Annotated in this window: 16 protein-coding genes; 14 read left to right on the forward strand and 2 right to left on the reverse strand. The window is 72.0% G+C overall.

From position 1 onward, the window contains the following. Window positions 1–100 precede the first annotated feature (100 nt). Window positions 101–826: a hypothetical protein gene (locus IIE03_RS16235; RefSeq protein ID WP_192863799.1), complete on the reverse strand. Its 726-nt coding sequence runs from the start codon at window positions 824–826 to the stop codon at window positions 101–103. A 141-nt stretch (window positions 827–967) separates the two neighbouring features. Between IIE03_RS16235 and IIE03_RS16240 the strand changes: the two genes are divergently transcribed. The 3 genes from IIE03_RS16240 to IIE03_RS16250 all read left to right on the forward strand — a co-directional run bounded on the left by IIE03_RS16240 (window position 968) and on the right by IIE03_RS16250 (window position 4600). Next, window positions 968–2239 carry a DUF4192 domain-containing protein gene (locus IIE03_RS16240; RefSeq protein ID WP_192863800.1) on the forward strand — a complete coding sequence of 424 codons (1272 nt, stop codon included), beginning with the start codon at window positions 968–970 and terminating at the stop codon, window positions 2237–2239. A gap of 11 nt (window positions 2240–2250) precedes the next feature. Then, window positions 2251–2607, forward strand: a complete 357-nt coding sequence (locus tag IIE03_RS16245) for a universal stress protein (protein WP_192863801.1) — start codon at window positions 2251–2253, stop codon at window positions 2605–2607. A 268-nt stretch (window positions 2608–2875) separates the two neighbouring features. Beyond that, window positions 2876–4600 carry an RNA polymerase sigma factor gene (locus tag IIE03_RS16250; RefSeq protein ID WP_192863802.1) on the forward strand — a complete coding sequence of 575 codons (1725 nt, stop codon included), beginning with the start codon at window positions 2876–2878 and terminating at the stop codon, window positions 4598–4600. A 287-nt stretch (window positions 4601–4887) separates the two neighbouring features. On the opposite strand, the gene IIE03_RS16255 is transcribed toward IIE03_RS16250, so the two are convergent. After that, on the reverse strand, window positions 4888–5085 hold the full coding sequence (locus IIE03_RS16255) for a DUF7455 domain-containing protein (protein WP_192863856.1): 198 nt from the start codon (window positions 5083–5085) through the stop codon (window positions 4888–4890). A 231-nt stretch (window positions 5086–5316) separates the two neighbouring features. On the opposite strand from IIE03_RS16255, the gene IIE03_RS16260 reads away from it, so the two are divergent. The 11 genes from IIE03_RS16260 (at window position 5317) to IIE03_RS16310 (ending at window position 17134) form a co-directional block, all read left to right on the forward strand. Then, window positions 5317–7455: a DNA gyrase/topoisomerase IV subunit B gene (locus IIE03_RS16260; protein ID WP_192863803.1), complete on the forward strand. Its 2139-nt coding sequence runs from the start codon at window positions 5317–5319 to the stop codon at window positions 7453–7455. A gap of 205 nt (window positions 7456–7660) precedes the next feature. Then, complete coding sequence (locus IIE03_RS16265) at window positions 7661–8065, forward strand: DUF4430 domain-containing protein (protein ID WP_225997888.1); 405 nt, start codon at window positions 7661–7663, stop codon at window positions 8063–8065. Next, window positions 8065–8697, forward strand: coding sequence for a DUF6580 family putative transport protein (locus IIE03_RS16270; RefSeq protein ID WP_192863805.1), 633 nt, complete (start codon window positions 8065–8067; stop codon window positions 8695–8697). The genes IIE03_RS16265 and IIE03_RS16270 overlap by 1 nt, the downstream gene beginning before the upstream one ends. 135 nt (window positions 8698–8832) lie before the next feature. Further along, entirely contained in the window at window positions 8833–10104 is a 1272-nt protein-coding gene (locus IIE03_RS16275; RefSeq protein ID WP_192863806.1) for a lipase family protein, read from the forward strand. 252 nt (window positions 10105–10356) lie between these two features. Then, window positions 10357–10653, forward strand: coding sequence for a WXG100 family type VII secretion target (locus IIE03_RS16280; RefSeq protein WP_192863807.1), 297 nt, complete (start codon window positions 10357–10359; stop codon window positions 10651–10653). A 4-nt stretch (window positions 10654–10657) separates the two neighbouring features. Then, window positions 10658–10945 carry a hypothetical protein gene (locus IIE03_RS16285; RefSeq protein ID WP_192863808.1) on the forward strand — a complete coding sequence of 96 codons (288 nt, stop codon included), beginning with the start codon at window positions 10658–10660 and terminating at the stop codon, window positions 10943–10945. A 9-nt stretch (window positions 10946–10954) separates the two neighbouring features. After that, complete coding sequence (locus IIE03_RS16290) at window positions 10955–12466, forward strand: hypothetical protein (protein WP_192863809.1); 1512 nt, start codon at window positions 10955–10957, stop codon at window positions 12464–12466. Next, window positions 12466–13143: a hypothetical protein gene (locus IIE03_RS16295; protein WP_192863810.1), complete on the forward strand. Its 678-nt coding sequence runs from the start codon at window positions 12466–12468 to the stop codon at window positions 13141–13143. The genes IIE03_RS16290 and IIE03_RS16295 overlap by 1 nt, the downstream gene beginning before the upstream one ends. Continuing rightward, window positions 13140–13826: a hypothetical protein gene (locus IIE03_RS16300; protein ID WP_192863811.1), complete on the forward strand. Its 687-nt coding sequence runs from the start codon at window positions 13140–13142 to the stop codon at window positions 13824–13826. Before IIE03_RS16295 ends, IIE03_RS16300 begins: the two co-directional genes overlap by 4 nt. Before the next feature lie 24 nt (window positions 13827–13850). Beyond that, window positions 13851–15176: a LysM peptidoglycan-binding domain-containing protein gene (locus IIE03_RS16305; RefSeq protein ID WP_192863812.1), complete on the forward strand. Its 1326-nt coding sequence runs from the start codon at window positions 13851–13853 to the stop codon at window positions 15174–15176. Continuing rightward, complete coding sequence (locus IIE03_RS16310; protein ID WP_225997876.1) at window positions 15173–17134, forward strand: discoidin domain-containing protein; 1962 nt, start codon at window positions 15173–15175, stop codon at window positions 17132–17134. The genes IIE03_RS16305 and IIE03_RS16310 overlap by 4 nt, the downstream gene beginning before the upstream one ends. Window position 17135: the final 1 nt, after the last annotated feature.

Genomic DNA, 17135 nt, shown 5'->3' on the forward strand with positions numbered 1-17135 from the left:
GTCGTCACTCGAAAGGGCTCCGCCCTTCCTTCGCTCCTCCGCCTTGCGATGCACGCACTGGTGCACCACCTACGACGACGCTACCCACTCGCGCGGCCTCTTAGGTGCCCTTCCCGGCGGCCACGGTCCCGCTCAGGGTGAGCAGCGAGCGGTCACCGTCCTTCAGGACGCCCACTAGTAACGACTCGTTGACCGTGGCGTCCTTCACGGTCGTGGTCCGGGTGAACGCGGCCTGCTCCGACATGCCGCTCTCGGCCGGCGCCTCCAGACGCTCGAAACCGTTCCTCGTCAGGATCGCGCCCACCTGACCGAGCAGCTTCGCCGGAGACCTCTTCGCCGACAGGTTCAGCGTCACCTGCACGGTCGCGGGCTTCGAATCCGCGACCGGGGCGGCGGACGTCGCCAGCAGCTCCGCGCCGTCCGGCACGGACACCACGCCCTTCGGGAACCCCGGCGCGAAGTCCCCGACCACGCTGCTCGCGTCGAAGCTCGGCAGCACCTCCGGCGACGGGCTCGCGCTCGGGGACACGGACGGGGCGGCGTCCGCGTCCGCCGGATCCGCCGCGGCGCTCGCGCTCGTGTCCGGCTCCTCGCTGACCTGGCGTGCGTTGCCGAACTCGTCGGCGATGTCGCCCACGGCCTCGCGCGCGTCGCACCCGGAGAACAGCAGTGCGGCGGCCGCGGCGGTCGCCGCCACGCGGGCGACCGGATGCGCGCGGGCGGTGGCGTGCGCGCGGGTGGTGGCCGGGCGGTCGCTGCCGCCCCGGTCGCTCTTCGCGGGCTTCGCCGAGGGGGTCACGGAGCCCGGCGGGAGAATTCTCGGCACCCCGACACGGTAGCCGTTCGGACCGCCGAGGCGTGAACATGCGGCTCCGATACCGACCCGATCTGGGGATACCGGCAGCCCGTCGACAAGGGCCCGCCGGGAGCCCTGCGCCGCGCCGACGGCACACGTGTGATGGGAGCCATGAACACGAACGCCACCACCGTGCGGGTCCGCGGCCCGCAGGATCTCATCGCCTTCGTCCCCTTCCGGCTCGGCTACCAGCCGTCCGAGTCCGTCGTCGTGGTCAGCGTGCGCGGCGCGCGCCAGCTGGTCGGGCTGGTCGCCCGGCTCGACCTGGACGCGTTCGACGGGCGGTGCGCCGACGGGCGCCCGGCCACCGAGGTGGCGGCAGAGTCGCTGGCCAGGGTCGCGACCAAGGACGGGGCGGATCGCGTGGTCGTCGTGGGGTACACCGGTACGGCACTGCCGGCCGCCGTCGACGCCGCTACCCGGGTCCGGCGTGCGATGGAGGCGACCGCCGCCCGGATCGAGGCACGACTGCCGGGAACGGAGTCGTGGGTGGTGACGCCCGGCGGCTACCGCGCGCTCGACTGCACCGACACCTTGTGCTGCCCGGCCGAGGGCCGGCCGGTCGACGACATCGTCCACAGCCGGATCGCCGCCACCATGGTGCTCGCCGGCCGTACGGTCGCGCCGAGCCGCGCCGACCGGCTGCGCATCGCCCGTGCCTCACCCGAGGCGCGGCGCTCGGCGGGGCGGGCCGCCGGCCGGTGGGCGACCGCGCGAGCCACCACCGCCGAGTGGGCCGCGAGGTCGCTCGAGGAGTGGCGCGTCGCGGTACGGCGCGCGGGCGCCGCGGAACCGGGCGAGAGCGTCGAGCCGGAGCCGGCCGTGCTGGGCCGGCTCGCCGCGGCGATGGGCGATCGGTGGGTCCGCGACGCACTGCTCATGTGGATCACCGCCGACGAGGGAACGGCGGACGACGACGTAGTGCTCCGCACCGCCCAGGGGCGGGTGGACGCCGAGACGGACGCCGCTGCCGGGCGGGCCATGGCCCGCATCGTCGACCCGGACGGCGCGGCCCGGCCCGCCGACGAGCGGGTCGGGCCGGCGGTGCACATCCTGGAGGCGGTCGTCGCGCACGTGCCGCGCGCCCGGCAGCCGGCGCCGCTCACCCTGCTCGGCCTCATCGCCTGGTGGGGTGGCGACGGTGCGGTGGCGTCGGGCAGGCTCGCCGCCGCGCTCGCGATCGACGCGGACTACTCGCTGGCCAGGCTCGTCTCGACGGCCCTGGAAGCTGGCCTGCCACCGGGCTGGGTGCGCAGGGAGACCGCGGAACTCGAGCGCGAGCGGGCGCGGGAGGAGGCCCTGGCCGACCGGCCCGGGGACACACCGGGCGCGGCCGTGTCCGGGGAGCGTTCCGGCGGAGTTCCCGGGCCTGTTTTCGGGTAGCGTCGGTGCCCATGACGATCGTCGTGGGCAACCTGGCCACCGCGGAGGGACAGGCGGCGCTCGACGCCGCCGTGGCCGAGGCCGAGGAGCGCAGGACCTCGCTCGTCGTGGTGGCCGGCCCCGGCGAGCCGGGACGGGACCCGGGCGAACTGACCGAGCGGCTCCGCGCCGTCGGCGTCGAGGTCCGCCTGGAGCCGGGCACCGGGGACCTCGCCGACGACCTGGTCCGGATCGCGCTGGAGACGGGTGCCGAGCTCATGGTGATCGGGCTGCGCCGCCGCAGCCCGGTGGGCAAGCTCATCCTGGGATCGGGTGCTCAGCGCATCCTCATCGAGGCGCCGTGCCCGGTGCTCGCGGTCAAGGTCTGACGTCCTGCCCGGGAACCGTCCCGCTCGGGAATCTTCGGGCCGCTCGGTTCGTTGACTCTCTATCCCCGAAGAACGACAACGAGAACCCGGGAAACGCCCGCCATCAACGGGCTCCGCAGGTGTGAGGCTGTGATATCAGCCCTGAAATTCCTGGACTGGCCACGTCGGCTGAGGCGTGCAAGGGTGCCAACGGTACAATATCCCTTGTTCGTTGCCGATCCCGACGAGGTCCAGTGCAGGCCCCGGCAGCGGAACCACCGGATCCTCGATGACCCCGAAAGGTCGGTTTGTGGCGCCCACTCCCGTCAACTCCCAGGACACAGCTCTTGATCGCGCCCCCGTGCGCGACCTGCCCCGCGAGTTCGAGCACCCCGCTCTGAAGGAGCTCCTCAGCACCGGCGTGGCCGCCGGCCGAGTCGATGCCGAGAACTTCCGCACGGCCTGCGAGGCCGCGAAGGTGGCCGATGCCAAGCGGCTCAAGGCCGTGCTCCGGGCCCTCGCCGGCTCTGGGGTCGATGTCGGGCTGCCCGCCTCGGCGACCGTGGCCGCCGCCGCGAGCCGCTCCGGTGCGGTCGCCGCGAAGGCCAGCGTGGAGGACGACGCCGAGGGCTCGGCGTCGGGCACGAAGGCCGCCGGCGCGAAGACCACTCGTCGTACGACGAAGTCGTCCACCACCCGGAAGACCACCTCCGCGAAGAAGACCACGGCCGCGAAGCCGGCGGCCGCCGCCGCGGCGGCCACGAAGCCCTCCGTGTCGGAGTCCGTCACGGACGAGGCCGAGGCGGAGGCCGAGAAGGCCGCGACGCGCAAGAAGCCGGCCGCGAAGAAGACCACGGCCGCGAAGACGGCCGCGGCCAAGACGACTCCGCGCCGCCGCAAGGGGGCGGAGGACGCTCCGGTGCTCGTCGAGAACGACCTGTCGGACATCTCCACCCCGCCGCTCGAGGAGGAGGAGCCTGCGCCGACCACCAGGAAGCGCAAGGTCGACACCGTCGACGAGGGCGGCGGCTTCGTCGTCTCCGACACGGACGACGAGGACCAGCCCGCGCAGCAGGTCGTCACCGCCGGGGCCACCGCGGACCCGGTCAAGGACTACCTGAAGCAGATCGGTAAGGTCGCGCTGCTGAACGCGGAGCAGGAGGTCGAGCTCGCGAAGCGGATCGAGGCCGGCCTGTTCGCCGAAGAGCGCCTCGCCAGCACGGAGTTCGACCGGAACGACAAGGACCAGCGCCGGATGGAGCGCGATCTGAAGTGGATCGCCCACGACGGCAAGCGCGCGAAGAACCACCTGCTCGAGGCGAACCTGCGTCTCGTGGTCTCGCTCGCCAAGCGCTACACGGGCCGCGGCATGCTGTTCCTGGACCTGATCCAGGAGGGCAACCTCGGCCTGATCCGCGCGGTCGAGAAGTTCGACTACACCAAGGGCTACAAGTTCTCGACGTACGCCACCTGGTGGATCCGGCAGGCGATCACCCGCGCCATGGCGGACCAGGCCCGCACCATCCGCATCCCGGTGCACATGGTCGAGGTCATCAACAAGCTCGCCCGCGTGCAGCGTCAGATGCTCCAGGACCTGGGTCGCGAGCCCACGCCGGAGGAACTGGCCAAGGAACTGGACATGACCCCGGAGAAGGTGGTCGAGGTCCAGAAGTACGGCCGGGAGCCCATCTCCCTGGCGACCCCGCTCGGCGAGGACGGCGACAGCGAGTTCGGTGACCTCATCGAGGACTCCGAGGCCGTCGTGCCGGCGGACGCGGTGTCGTTCACGCTGCTGCAGGAGCAGCTGCACCAGGTGCTCGACACGCTCAGCGAGCGCGAGGCCGGCGTCGTCTCCATGCGGTTCGGCCTGCAGGACGGTCAGCCCAAGACGCTCGACGAGATCGGCAAGGTCTACGGCGTGACGCGCGAGCGCATCCGCCAGATCGAGTCCAAGACGATGTCGAAGCTCCGGCACCCGTCGCGTTCCCAGGTGCTGCGGGACTACCTCGACTGATCCGCCGGCCCGGCCGGGCCCCGACCGGTCGGTCACCGCGTGACCGACCGGCGGCCTGATCGGTCGTCCGGTCAATGGTCGGCAGTTCGTTCTGCCGATCATTCAAGGGCGGACCGATCACGGGCCCGCGACCGATCACCGGTCCGCGACCGATCACCGGTCCGCGACCGATCACCGGCCCGCGGTGGCGCGGTCCACCCGCGGCGACACGACCCGTGAGAGACGAAGAACGGCCGGCTCCCTTTCGGGGGCCGGCCGTTCTTGTGGTCTTGGGGTGGTCCTGGTGATCAGTTCTGGCCGTGCTCGGCGAGCAGACGGTCCGTCTCGTCCTGGACGTGGGTGGCCACACCCGCGTAGGCGGGCTGGTGTGCACGGGCGTGGTGGCCGCAGAAGAGCAGTTCGCCCGTGGGCAGGACGACTCGCACGTAGGCCTGGGCCCCGCAGCGGTCGCAACGGTCGGCGGCGGTGAGCTGTTCGGTGGTCATGGTCGTCACGCCCCTATCCAACCATCGGTCCGTCGGGTCCCATCCCCTCAGGGGCCCGCTTTCGCCGTGAGCATAGCGGTGTCCCTCACAGTTTCCGTAGCCCGAGGCGCCGATTGCGCTGACGGATGAATCGTCGTCACACGGTCCGTCCGCCGTCCGCTATGCCTCTACCCGCGTCTGTCCTGCGTGGCGAGCACGGGGGTGTCGGATACCTCGTCTACGCTGTGCCCCGTGACCGCGACCGCCCGTCCTGAGAAGGAATCCAGTTACACCGCCCGCCACCTCTCCGTCCTGGAGGGCCTGGAGGCGGTGCGCAAGCGACCCGGCATGTACATCGGCACCACCGACTCGCGTGGCCTCATGCACTGCCTGTGGGAGATCATCGACAACTCCGTCGACGAGGCCCTGGGCGGGCACGCCACGCGGATCGACGTCGTGCTGCACGCGGATTCGTCGGTGACGGTGGCGGACGACGGGCGGGGCATCCCGGTCGACGTCGAGCCGAAGACGGGCCTGTCGGGCGTCGAGGTCGTCTACACGAAGCTGCACGCGGGCGGGAAGTTCGGCGGCGGCTCGTACGCGGCGTCGGGGGGCCTGCACGGCGTCGGTGCGTCGGTGGTCAACGCGCTGTCGGCGCGGCTGGACGTCGAGGTGGACCGCGCCGGCAAGACGCACCGGATGACGTTCCACCGCGGCGAGCCCGGGGTGTTCGCGGACCCGCCGTCGGGCGCCGGGCCGGACGTGCCGTTCGAGCCGTTCACCGATCACTCCGAGCTCACGGTCGTCGGCAAGGTGAAGCGGGGCGTGACGGGCACCCGCGTGCGGTACTGGGCGGACCGCCAGATCTTCCCCAAGACGGCCGTCTTCAGCTACGACGAGCTCGTCACCCGCGCCCGGCAGACCAGCTTTCTGGTGCCGGGCCTGGAGATCCGCATCCGGGACGAGCGCGGCCTGCCGGGCACGCCGGGGGAGTCCGGCCCGCACGAGGAGGTCTTCAAGCACGACGGCGGTGTGATCGACTTCGTCGAGCATCTCGCCCCGGACGCGCCCGTGACGGCGATCTGGCGCCTCCAGGGATCGGGTACGTTCTCCGAGACGGTGCCGGTCCTGGACGAGAAGGGCCACATGACCCCGCAGGCCGTCCAGCGGGACTGCGAGGTCGACGTCGCGCTGCGATGGGGCACCGGCTACGAGACCGAGGTGCGGTCCTTCGTCAACATCATCGCCACGCCCAAGGGCGGCACCCACCAGACCGGGTTCGACCAGGGCCTGCTCAAGGTGATCCGCAAGGCCGTCGAGACGAACGCACGCAAGCTGAAGGTCTCGACGAAGGAGAACGCCGAGCGGATCGAGAAGGACGACGTGCTGGCGGGCCTCACCGCCGTGGTCACCGTCCGCCTCGCGGAACCGCAGTTCGAGGGGCAGACCAAGGAGGTGCTCGGCACCGGACCGGTCCGGCAGATCGTCTCGCGCGTGGTGGAGCAGGAGATCCACGCGCACCTGACCTCCACCAGGCGGGACGACAAGACGCAGGCCGCACTGCTCCTGGAGAAGGTCGTCGCCGAGATGCGCGCCCGCATCACCGCGCGCAAGCAGAAGGAGATCAGCCGGCGCAAGAACGCGCTGGAGACCTCCTCCCTGCCCGCGAAGCTCGCCGACTGCCGCAGCGACGACGTCAGCAAGTCCGAGCTGTTCATCGTGGAGGGCGACTCGGCCCTCGGCACCGCCAAGCTCGCCCGCTCGAGCGACTTCCAGGCGCTGCTGCCGATCCGCGGCAAGATCCTCAACGTCCAGAAGGCGTCGATCAGCGACATGCTGCGCAACGCCGAGTGCGCCGCCATCATCCAGGTGCTCGGTGCCGGCTCCGGCCGCTCGTTCGACCTCGAGGCGGCCCGCTACGGCAAGGTCGTCCTCATGACCGACGCCGACGTCGACGGCGCGCACATCCGCACCCTGCTCCTGACGCTCTTCTACCGCTACATGAGGCCCCTCATCGAGGCCGGCCGGGTGTTCGCGGCGGTGCCGCCCCTCCACCGGATCGAGCTCCCCGCTGGCGGGCGGCGCAAGACGGAGTACATCTACACCTATTCCGAGGCCGAGCTGCAGTCCACGCTGCGCAGGCTCGACAAGGCCGGCCGGCGGTACAAGGACGACATCCAGCGGTACAAGGGCCTCGGCGAGATGGACGCCGACCAGCTCGCGGAGACCACGATGAGCCCTCGCCACCGCACGCTGCGTCGTGTCACCGCCGAGCACGCCGAGGCGGCCGAGCGCGTGTTCGACCTCCTCATGGGCTCGGACGTCGCCCCGCGCAAGAAGTTCATCGTCGACGGCGCGAACGAGCTGGACCGCGAGCGCATCGACGTGTGACCCCGGCGCCGCGTTCCCGCGGAGCCGGCGCTCCACCCCACGGAGGTCGCGCCCCACGGAGGCCACGCCGTGACGCAGGCCGCGCCGCGTCCGTCGGCTTCGTGGCGGGAACGGGCGGCCTCCGATCGGACGCGCGGCCCGGCACGCGTTCCACGAGACGGGCATGCGCGTTCCCGGCGCGCGTTCCTACGATGAGGCGGTGACCATGCAACGCACCACGATCCCGTCCCTGAAGCTGCTCGCCGCGGCGGCCGCCGTCGCAGTCCTCGCGGCCTGCGGCTCCGGCGGCGAGAACACCGACGAGGCCGTCGACGCCGCGTCGTCCGCTCCCGGTGGGCTCGCGCCGGCCTGCGTCGAGCGGGAGGACTTCACCTATTCCGGTGAGGACGGCGAGACCGCCCTCGACCTGCTCCTGGAGAACGACCCGACCGCCGAGACCACCGGTGAGGGTGAGACCGCCTTCGTGACCGGCATCTGCGGCTACACGGCCGACGAGGCCGAGAAGGAGTTCTGGGCGCTCTACGTCGACGGCGAGCAGGCCACGGAGGGCGCCGGCGCGCTTGAGACCGAGGACGGCCAGGAGATCACCTGGAAGCTGGAGACGTTCTGATGCGGGGCGCCCGGTCCGACTCCCACCGGTCCCACCGGCCACCCGCGCGCGACCTGACGCTCGCGGACCTCACGCGCCGCTGGTGGCGGCCCGCGGTCGCGGTCGCGGTCGTGGCGCTCGCGGTGGTGTGGCGCCTGGTGCGCGCGGACCTGGGCGCTCCGCCGAACCTGGAGCTGATCACGGCGGCGACGTTCTTCGCCGCCGTGATCCTGCGGCATCGCGCGGCGGTGCTCGTGCCGTTCGCGGCCGCCGCGGTGAGCGACGCGCTGCTCGGCAACACGTCGATCCTGCTGTTCACCTGGACGGCGTGGGCCGTGATCGGGCTCGGGGCGCTGCTCGTGCGCCGCACCACCGGGTGGCGCCGGCTCGGTGCGGCGTTCGGGCTCGGGATCGGCGGGTCGGTCTGGTTCTTCCTGTGGACCAACTTCGGCGTGTGGCTGCAGACCCGGGGCACCTTCTACGCTCCCGGCCCGGACGGGCTCCTGGCCTCGTACGTGGCCGGCCTGCCGTTCTTCCGCACGATGCTGCTCGGCAACCTGGTGCTGCTCCCGCTCGCGGCGGGTGCCGCGGCCCTCGTGGACCGGGCGGAACGCGTCCTCGCGGTCGCGGGCCCTCAGCCGCTCTCCCGCTAGGCTCCGTACCCCTTCTCGCCGTCCCGCGGCGAGTCTTGGCGGCGCTACTTATTGTAGTTACAGTAAATAGCGCCCCCGCCCGGGCCGGATGTTCAGCGCCGAGCATCCGAGGACGACCTCGAAGGAGAGGCATCCATGTGCAACCGTCCCCGTCTCCCTGTCCGCACGCTCCGGCTCCGCGGGCTCGCGCTCACCGCCGTCGCCGCCCTGACCATCCCGCTCGTCCCGGCCGTCGCGCAGGCCGGCGTCCCCACGTCGCCCGCGCCCGCGCCACGCACGTCCGCCGCCGTGCCCGACGACGACGGCCGCCTCCGGTCCGGCACGATCTTCCCCGTCCCGCCCGACGACTTCTACGACCCGCCCGCGGACCTCGGCGACGGCGCGGACGGCGAGGTGATCAGGACGCGCGAGCAGGCCACCGGCCTGAGCGCCCGCACCTGGATGGTCATGTACCACTCCACCAACGCCACCGGCCAGGACATCCCCGTGACCGGCCGTGTCCTGGTGCCGCACCGCGCATGGCGCGGCGAGGGCCCGCGCCCGATCGTGACGGTGGCCCCGGGGACGCGGGGCGTCGGCGACGACTGCGCGCCGTCGCGCTGGCTCGACTACGAGCGGCCGCTCGTCGAGCCATTCCTGCTCCAGGGGTACGCCGTGGTGATCACCGACTACGAGGGACTCGGCACCCCCGGCGTGCACACCTACATGGTCGGCAGGTCGCAGGGCCGCGTGGTGCTCGACATGGTGCGCGCCGCCACCAACCTGCCCGCGGCCGGGCTGGATCCCGGCGGCAAGGTCGCCGTCGTCGGCTACTCGCAGGGCGGCGGCGCGGCGGTCTGGGCCGCCGAGCTGTGGCGGGAGCACGCGCCGGAGCTCGACGTCGTCGGCGTCGCGGCCGGCGGCGTGCCCGCCGACCTCACCGCGGTGTCCGAGCGGCTGAACGGCGGAGTGGGCTTCGGGTTCATGCTGCTGGCCGCCTTCGGGTACGACGCCGCCTACCCCGAGCTGGACCTGCGGAGCTACCTCAACGAGCGGGGCCGGCGCCTGTACGAGCGGGAGCAGGACGCGTGCGTCGACACGGCGCTCGCGTACGCCCTGCAGGACATCGACGTCTACGCCGACCAGGACCCCCGCTACACCGAGGCCTGGCAGGCACGGTTCACCGAGAACCGCGCCGGGGCGAACCCGCCGGACGCACCGCTGTTCCTCTACCACGGCCTGTTCGACGAGATCGTGCCGCCGGGCCAGGCCGTGGCGCTGCGCGAGGAGTACTGCGCCGCGGGAGCCGACGTGCGCTGGCGGTGGCACCTCGGGGAACACGTCACGACCATGGTGACGGCGGCGCCGAGCGTGGTGAGTTTCGTCGATCGCCGCTTCCGCGACCGCCCCTTCCGCCCCACCTGCTGACGCCCGGCGTCGCCCACCACGACATGAACGTCGTTACCCACCTTTGTTAACAACGTTCATGTCGTGGTGGGCGACACGGCCGCTCGCGCCGCTGGTCCCGCCCGCCCGCTGAAAGGCCGCTGTGACCTGCGGATTCGTCGTCCCGACGTGCGCCAACGTTCAGCTTCCGTTCCCGCGCCGTTGCGTGTCCGTTTCGACTGGTTCCGGACGATGGGCCCGTTCCACCGGATTCCCAGCGAAAGGACCACTGCCATGTCGAACATCAAGGTGACCTTCCAGGAGATGGAGGACGCCGCCCAGCGCATGAAGCAGGAGGCGTCCGACATGCAGGCGAAGCTCGACCAGCTGCGCAACATGGTTCAGAACCTGGTCCAGGACGGGTACGTGACCGACAAGTCGTCCAAGCGGTTCGACGAGTCGTACCAGGAGCTCGACAAGGGCGGCAAGCAGGTCATGGAGGGGCTCGACGGGATCGGCGAGTACCTGAAGCAGGCCGCGGACGCACTGCGGAAGACGGACGAAGAGCTCGCCAACGCGCTGAACAAGTGACGCCATGGCCGATGTCATCGTCACCAAGGAGGTCCTGGAGGACGCCGCCACGGATCTCAAGAACATCAACGACGAGTTCAAGAACATGTCGGCGATGTGGGAGGGCGGCGACATCTGGGGCCACGAGCTCGTGCGCAACGCGATGGACGACTTCATCGACAACTGGTGGGTCAAGCGCGAGAAGCTCCAGGTCCAGCTCGACGACCTGACCAAGAAGATGGACCAGGCGAAGGAGGCCTGGAACGAGACCGAGGACGCGCTGGCCTCCTCGTTCGACGAACAGCCCGCATAGGAGAACTGGATGAGCGGCGCTCGTGACGGCGAATGGAACCTGCTCGGTCATGACTCCGATCCCGTCCCGGCCACGGCCGAGGGACTCGACGGAATCATCAGCCACTACAGGGACATCGCCCAGGCGATGACCGACCAGGCCGCTTTGCTGAAACGGATCGGTGACGGCGACGTCCGGCTCCTCAAGGGACAGGCGGCCGACGCGATGCGCAAACGCGCGCGGGAGAGCAACGAGGCGCTGTCCAAGGTGGCCGACCGGTACACCGACGTGAAGGACGCACTGGTCGGCTACCAGCCGGAGCTCAGGACCGCGCGCACCCTGACGGGGCAGGCGCTCGAGGAGGCGGAGGCCGCCAACCGGGAGCTCGGACACGCCGAGGGGATGCCCGATCCCGTGAACGAGGACCGGCCCGAGGACGATCCGCTCACCGACGAGGACCGCCAGGCGTCGTCGGACCGCACGGCGGCGATCGGGAAGGCCGAGACGAAGATCGCCGACGCGAAGGACAAGTCGGACCGAGCGCTGGAGGCCCTCCGGGGGGCCGCCGAGAGAGCGGCCGCCAAGATCAGGGAGAACTGGGGCGACGACGGGCTGCACCACTCCTGGCAGGAGGCGCTCCGGCACAGGATCGCCAAGGTCCTCAAGAAGATCGTCGAGATCCTCGGCTACATCGGGATGGCGCTGGCGGTGCTCGCGATCCTCATCCCCGGCCTGGGCATCGTGACGCTGCTCGGAGTGGTGGTCACGGTGCTGTCGACGATCGCGAGCACCATTCTGGCCGCCTGGGGCGAGGGCAGCTGGCTGAGCGTCATCATCGGCGTCGTGGGGATCGCGTTCATCGGTGTCGGCGTCGTCGCCACCCGCGCGCTCAAGGGCCTGCAGAGCATCAAGGTCGCCACCCGTGGCGGCGGCTGGCGGGACGCGGCCGTCGACCGGCTCGCCGCCGTCTCCCGGCTCCGGGAGACCCTGCGCGCCCGCCTGCCTCCCAACTTCAGCAGGCCGGTCCCCCCGATCAACTTCAGCAGGCCGATGCCCGCCTGGCGCCTCAATCCGCTCTCTCCCGCGGAGCGGTCCCTGCTGGGATCGCTCGACCGGCAGTTCCACACGATCACCCAGAACCTCAACCGGTGGGACGACTTCATCGGGAACACCACGGTCAAGCCGCCGTTCTGGAAGTTCTACACGAAGAACTTCTGGAGCGTCGAGAAGTCGCGCTTCGGGGACGTCTTCGTCCGGGGCAGCTGGCGAGGCGACCGCGTCCTGAGCGTCAACGACATCACCGACCTGAAGAAGATCGACCTGAACATCGTCAACCTTCTCGGCGGAGCCCCCGCCAAGATCCCCCTCTACGCGAAGCTCGGGCCGTGGGCCTTCAGCTTCGGCTGGATCACGTCGCTCTGGGGGATGGCGGTGACACCGACGAACTTCAGCCCGAACGACCTGCGCAGCACGTTCGACTGGTGGAAGGACGCCGACTACAGCGGCCTCTACAGCGAGAACAACGTCATGGACGACCGCTGATGGGCGCGGCGGAACGGACGCACGCCCGCGTCACCGACTGGACCTGGAACGTCGAACCCCCCGCGGGGTGGCTCGCGGTGCCCGCGACCGGCGAGGATCCCCCGGAGGTCGTCGACCGCTGGGAGCGGGAGGCGCTGACCCTCGTCGCGGACTCGATCACCCCCCAGGAGGTGGTCGACGACGAGTACCGGAACCTCGACCTCCCGGACGACTTCCGGGCGGAGCTCGAACGGACGGCCGCCGACTCGGTCCGGAACCTGCGGGAGTTCGCCGACAGCGTCGCCCCGGCCGGCGACCGGGTCGTCGCCGCCGTGGGGGTCCTGGGGTGCACGCCCATCCCCGTCCTCGTCGCCGTCGGCCTCAGCAGCCTCGACGACGACGGCGACGGGCTCATGGCCGCCCTGGGCGCCACCGGGGGCGCGCCCCTCGCACCCCCGGAGATCGACCATCTCGACCTGCCCGACGGCGACGGCGTCCGGGTCACCCGGCTCGACCTCGGCGGGCAGAGCGGCACGGCCTGGGTGAGCGTGGCCCTCGGCCGCCGCGCCGAGCACGACGACGTCCTGGCCGACACCGTGCTCGTCTGGCGTTCCCAGGACCTGTTCGTCGCCGGCCTGATGACCGAGCTGCTCGACGAGCTGCTGCCCGCCGTGAAGATCGTCCGGAGTGGACCATGACCGAGAACCCCGCCCTGGCCGGAGCCAAGCCGACAGACGTCTGGGGAATGTTCTTCCCGCCGGGATGGGTCCGGTTCCCCACCGGCCCGGACCAGGCCCGCGAGCTCGACGAGGCGATCGAGGAGGTGGTCCGCCAGGCCCTGCCCGACGACCTCCCGCGCGACTCCGCCGAGCCGCACCGCCACCTGATGCGCGACGCCCTGCGCGAGACCTTCACCGAGGCCACCGAGGCCGGGGCCGGAGCCGTGTACCTCCCGACCGAGCCCCTGAACGGCATCATGACGCCCTGCTCCATCACCGAGGCCGAGCTCGTCGCCGACGCCGGCAGCAACCCGGTCGAGGTGGCGGCCAGCATCCTCCGGGAGGACTACGACGAGAGCGAGCTCGTCGAGGTCGACGGCCGCCCCGGCGCCCGCGTCACGACGACCTCCCACGACGTGCGGCACGAGGGCGACTTCCCCGTGGTGTCCACCAAGCAGGTCGTCTACGTGATCTCCCGCGACGACGCCGAGGGCGACTGGCTCGTGATGTCCTTCAGCACGGTCTGGAACACCGAGGAGGGCGAGCTGGTGTCCGAGGCGCTCGTCATCTTCTTCGACGCCCTGATGTCCACCTTCCGCTGGGCCGGCCCCGGCGCGCATCCCCTCACGCCCCTCGACGGGACCGGCCCCGCCGGCCGGTAGACGAATCGACAGCCCGGAGCACCAGTGTCCCGAATCCGCCACCTGATCACCCTGGCTCTCGCGGTGATCGCGGCCGTCCTGTCCGCCCCCACGGCAGCGGCCGCGGCCGCCGACGGCGAGGACGTCAAGTACTACGTCGTCCAGGACAAGGGCGACGCCGAGCCCGAGTTCCTGTTCGAGATCGCCCAGCGCTACCTCGGCGACGGCGAACGGTACACCGAGATCTTCGAGCTCAACGAGGGCCGCGTCCAGCCCGACGGCACCACGGTCACCACGCCCGAGGTGCTCCTGCCCGGCTGGATCCTGCTGATGCCCGACGACGCCGAGGGCGACGGCATCCGCACCGGCCCCCTCCTCGAGGTGACCCCGCCCGCCGCCGAGCCCGGGGGCGCGCCGGGAACGGGCGAGCAGGGCGCGACCGCCCCCGGAGCGACCGATGCCGCCGCCCCGGACGCCGGCGACGACGGCGCGGGCCCCGCCGGCTGGCTCGTCCCCGCCCTGATCACCCTCGGCGCGCTGCTCGTGACCGGCGGCCTGGCGGCCGGCGTCGTCCTGCTCCTGCGGCGTCGGCGAGCCGGCCGCACCGCCGAGCCGTTCGACGACAGCCTGCTGCGCACCGACACGTCGTCGGCCTGGATGACGGACCGCGCGCTGCGCGTCCTGGTGGCCGCGTGCGAGCGCGGCGGGATCGAGGTGCCCGTGCTCACGGCCGTGTTCATCGAGGGCCCGGCGATGCGGCTGCGGCTGCAGAACCCGCACGACTCCGCGCCGGCGCCCTGGATCGCGGGGGACGGCGGCACGACCTGGACGGCGCAGATCGCCCGGCTGCAGGCCGAGCCGGCGTCGGACGGGCAACTGGGCGGGTTCTCGCGCCTGGTGACGCTGGGCGTCGGGGAGAGCGGCCGTGTGATGATCGACTTCGCGCGGGCGCGCGGCATCATCAGCCTGGACGGCTCGACGCGGGCGCGGCACGAGGCGCTGCGGCGCTGGCTCGGGGAGCTGACGAGCAACCCCTGGTCCGGCAGCCCGCGCGTCGTGATGGTCGGCAACGGCCTGCCGCAGCAGGAGACCGCCGAGCACGTCGCCGGCCTCGAACAGGTCGTCCCCGAGCTGGTGCTCGGGGAGGGTGGCGTGCTCGTCCTGTCCCAGGCGCCCGTCGCCGCGCAGCAGGAACTCCTGAACTCCCGGTTCGCCGACCCGCGCTTCAGCTGGGTGGTGATCGTCCTCGGACAGGTGCCGGTCGCACGATGGCGGTTCACGGCGCGCGACGACGGGTGGCTGCGCAGCGACTTCCTCCCGGACGTGCGCTTCGACGAGCAGACGGCGGTACGGCGGGTGGACCAGCGATGAGGCGCCACGGAACGACGAGGCATCACGGAACGACGAGGCAGCGCGCGACCTCGCGGCGGCGCGGGAACGAGACCGGCTGGACCGGTACGGCCAGGAGGGCCCCGGCGCGGGCCGCCGCGCTGCTGGCCGCCGCGCTCCTGGCGACGTGGCTGGTCCCGGCCCCACCCGCCGCCGCCGAGCCGGAACTGCTGAGCCAGGGCAAGCCCGTGCGGGTGTCCGCCGTGGAGAACAACGACCCGGAGCTGGTGGCGAAGCACGCCGTGGACGGCAGCCTCGCCACGCGCTGGGCGAGCCATCACGAGGACCCGTCGTGGATCTGGGTGGACCTGCAGGTGAAGGCCGACGTCCGGCGCATCCGGATCGACTGGGAGGCCGCCCACTCCACGGCCTACACGATCGACGTGTCGGACGACGCCGCCACCTGGACGACCCTCGCGACGGTCGACCCGGCCGACGGCGGCACCGACGTGCTGGACGTGTCCGGCCGGGGCCGGTACGTGCGGATGTTCGGCATCACCCGCAACGGCATCGCGGGCCACTCCCTCTGGGAGTTCCAGGTCTTCGGCACGCCGGTGCCCGAGAAGCCGAAGAAGACGGAACCCACCGAGAAGCCCGAGCAGGAGGAGCCGGAGCAGGAGCCCGCGCCCGAGCAGGAGAGCCCCGCGCCGCCGCCGGCGACCGAGGCCCCCGCACCGCCGTCGCCCTCGCCGACCGAGCGCCCGGTCCCGGAGCGGGAGGGACCGCCGGGCTCCGTCGTCTACTACGTCGTCAAGAAGAAGCAGGACGGGAACCCCGAGAAGATCGAGGGGATCGCCGACCGGTTCCTCGGCGACGCCGAGCGGTGGCCCGAGATCGTCGACCTCACCGAGGGCCATCGCCAGCCGGACGGGCGATTCCTGGCCGACCCGCACAAGCTGCGTCCCGGATGGGTGCTGCGGCTGCCCGAGGACGCGGTGGGCAAGGGCGTGAGGTTCGGCCTGCTGCCCGGCTACGAGCCCTCCCCGTCGCCGTCGCCCTCGCCCAGCCCGAGCCTGGCGGCGCCGGAGTCGGCCGAGGCGGAGAGCAGCGAGCTCACCAGCGCCGTCGGCGCGGTCCTCGGGCCGGTCCTCCTGGCGGTCGGCGGCCTCCTCGTCCTGGCGGGACTGGTCCTGGCCGCGGTGCGCCTCGGCCGGACGCTGCGGGAGCGCCGCAGGGACCGGACCCCGTTCGACGACAGCGTGCTGCGCACCGACACCTCCGCGGCCTGGACCGTGGACCACGCGCTGCGTGCGCTCATCGCCGCGTGCGAGCGCGACGGGCTGGACGTGCCCGGCGTGACCGGGGTGTTCATCGAGGGCAGCACGCTGCGCCTGCGGCTCACGAACCCCGCCTCGGTCGGTCCCGAGCCCTGGGCGGTGAGCGAGGACGGGCAGAGCTGGATGGCGCCGCTGTCGAAGCTGCAGGCGGCGCCGGTGTCCGACGGGTCGACGGCGCAGTTCGCCCGGCTCGTCAACCTGGGGATGAGCGAGACCGGGCGCGTGCTGGTCGACTTCTCCCTCGCGCGCGGGGTCGTCAGCCTGGACGGCTCGGTCCGGGCGCGGCACGAGGTGCTGCGCCGCTGGCTCGGGGAGTTCACCGGGAACCCGTGGTCCGGCGAGCCGCGGGTGGTCATGGTCGGCGACGGCCTGCCGCGCCCGGACCAGGTGGAGCACGTCAGCGGGTTCGACCAGGTCAAGCAGGAGATGGAGGTCGGGGACGGCGGGGTGCTGGTGCTGTCGCAGCCGCCGTCGTCGGCGGACAAGGACTTCCTGGCCGAGCGGTTCGCCGATCCCGCGTTCGGGTGGGTCGTGATCGTGCTCGGCTCGTGGTCGGCGGCGAAGTGGCGGTTCACGGCGCGCGACGACGGGTGGCTGCGCAGCGGCTTCCTGCCGCACGTGCGGTACGACGAGCAGGCGGCGGTGCGCCGCGGGAGCGACTGAC

The organism is Myceligenerans pegani, assembly GCF_014892515.1.
In the GTDB taxonomy this organism is placed as follows: Bacteria; Actinomycetota; Actinomycetes; order Actinomycetales; family Cellulomonadaceae; genus Myceligenerans; species Myceligenerans pegani.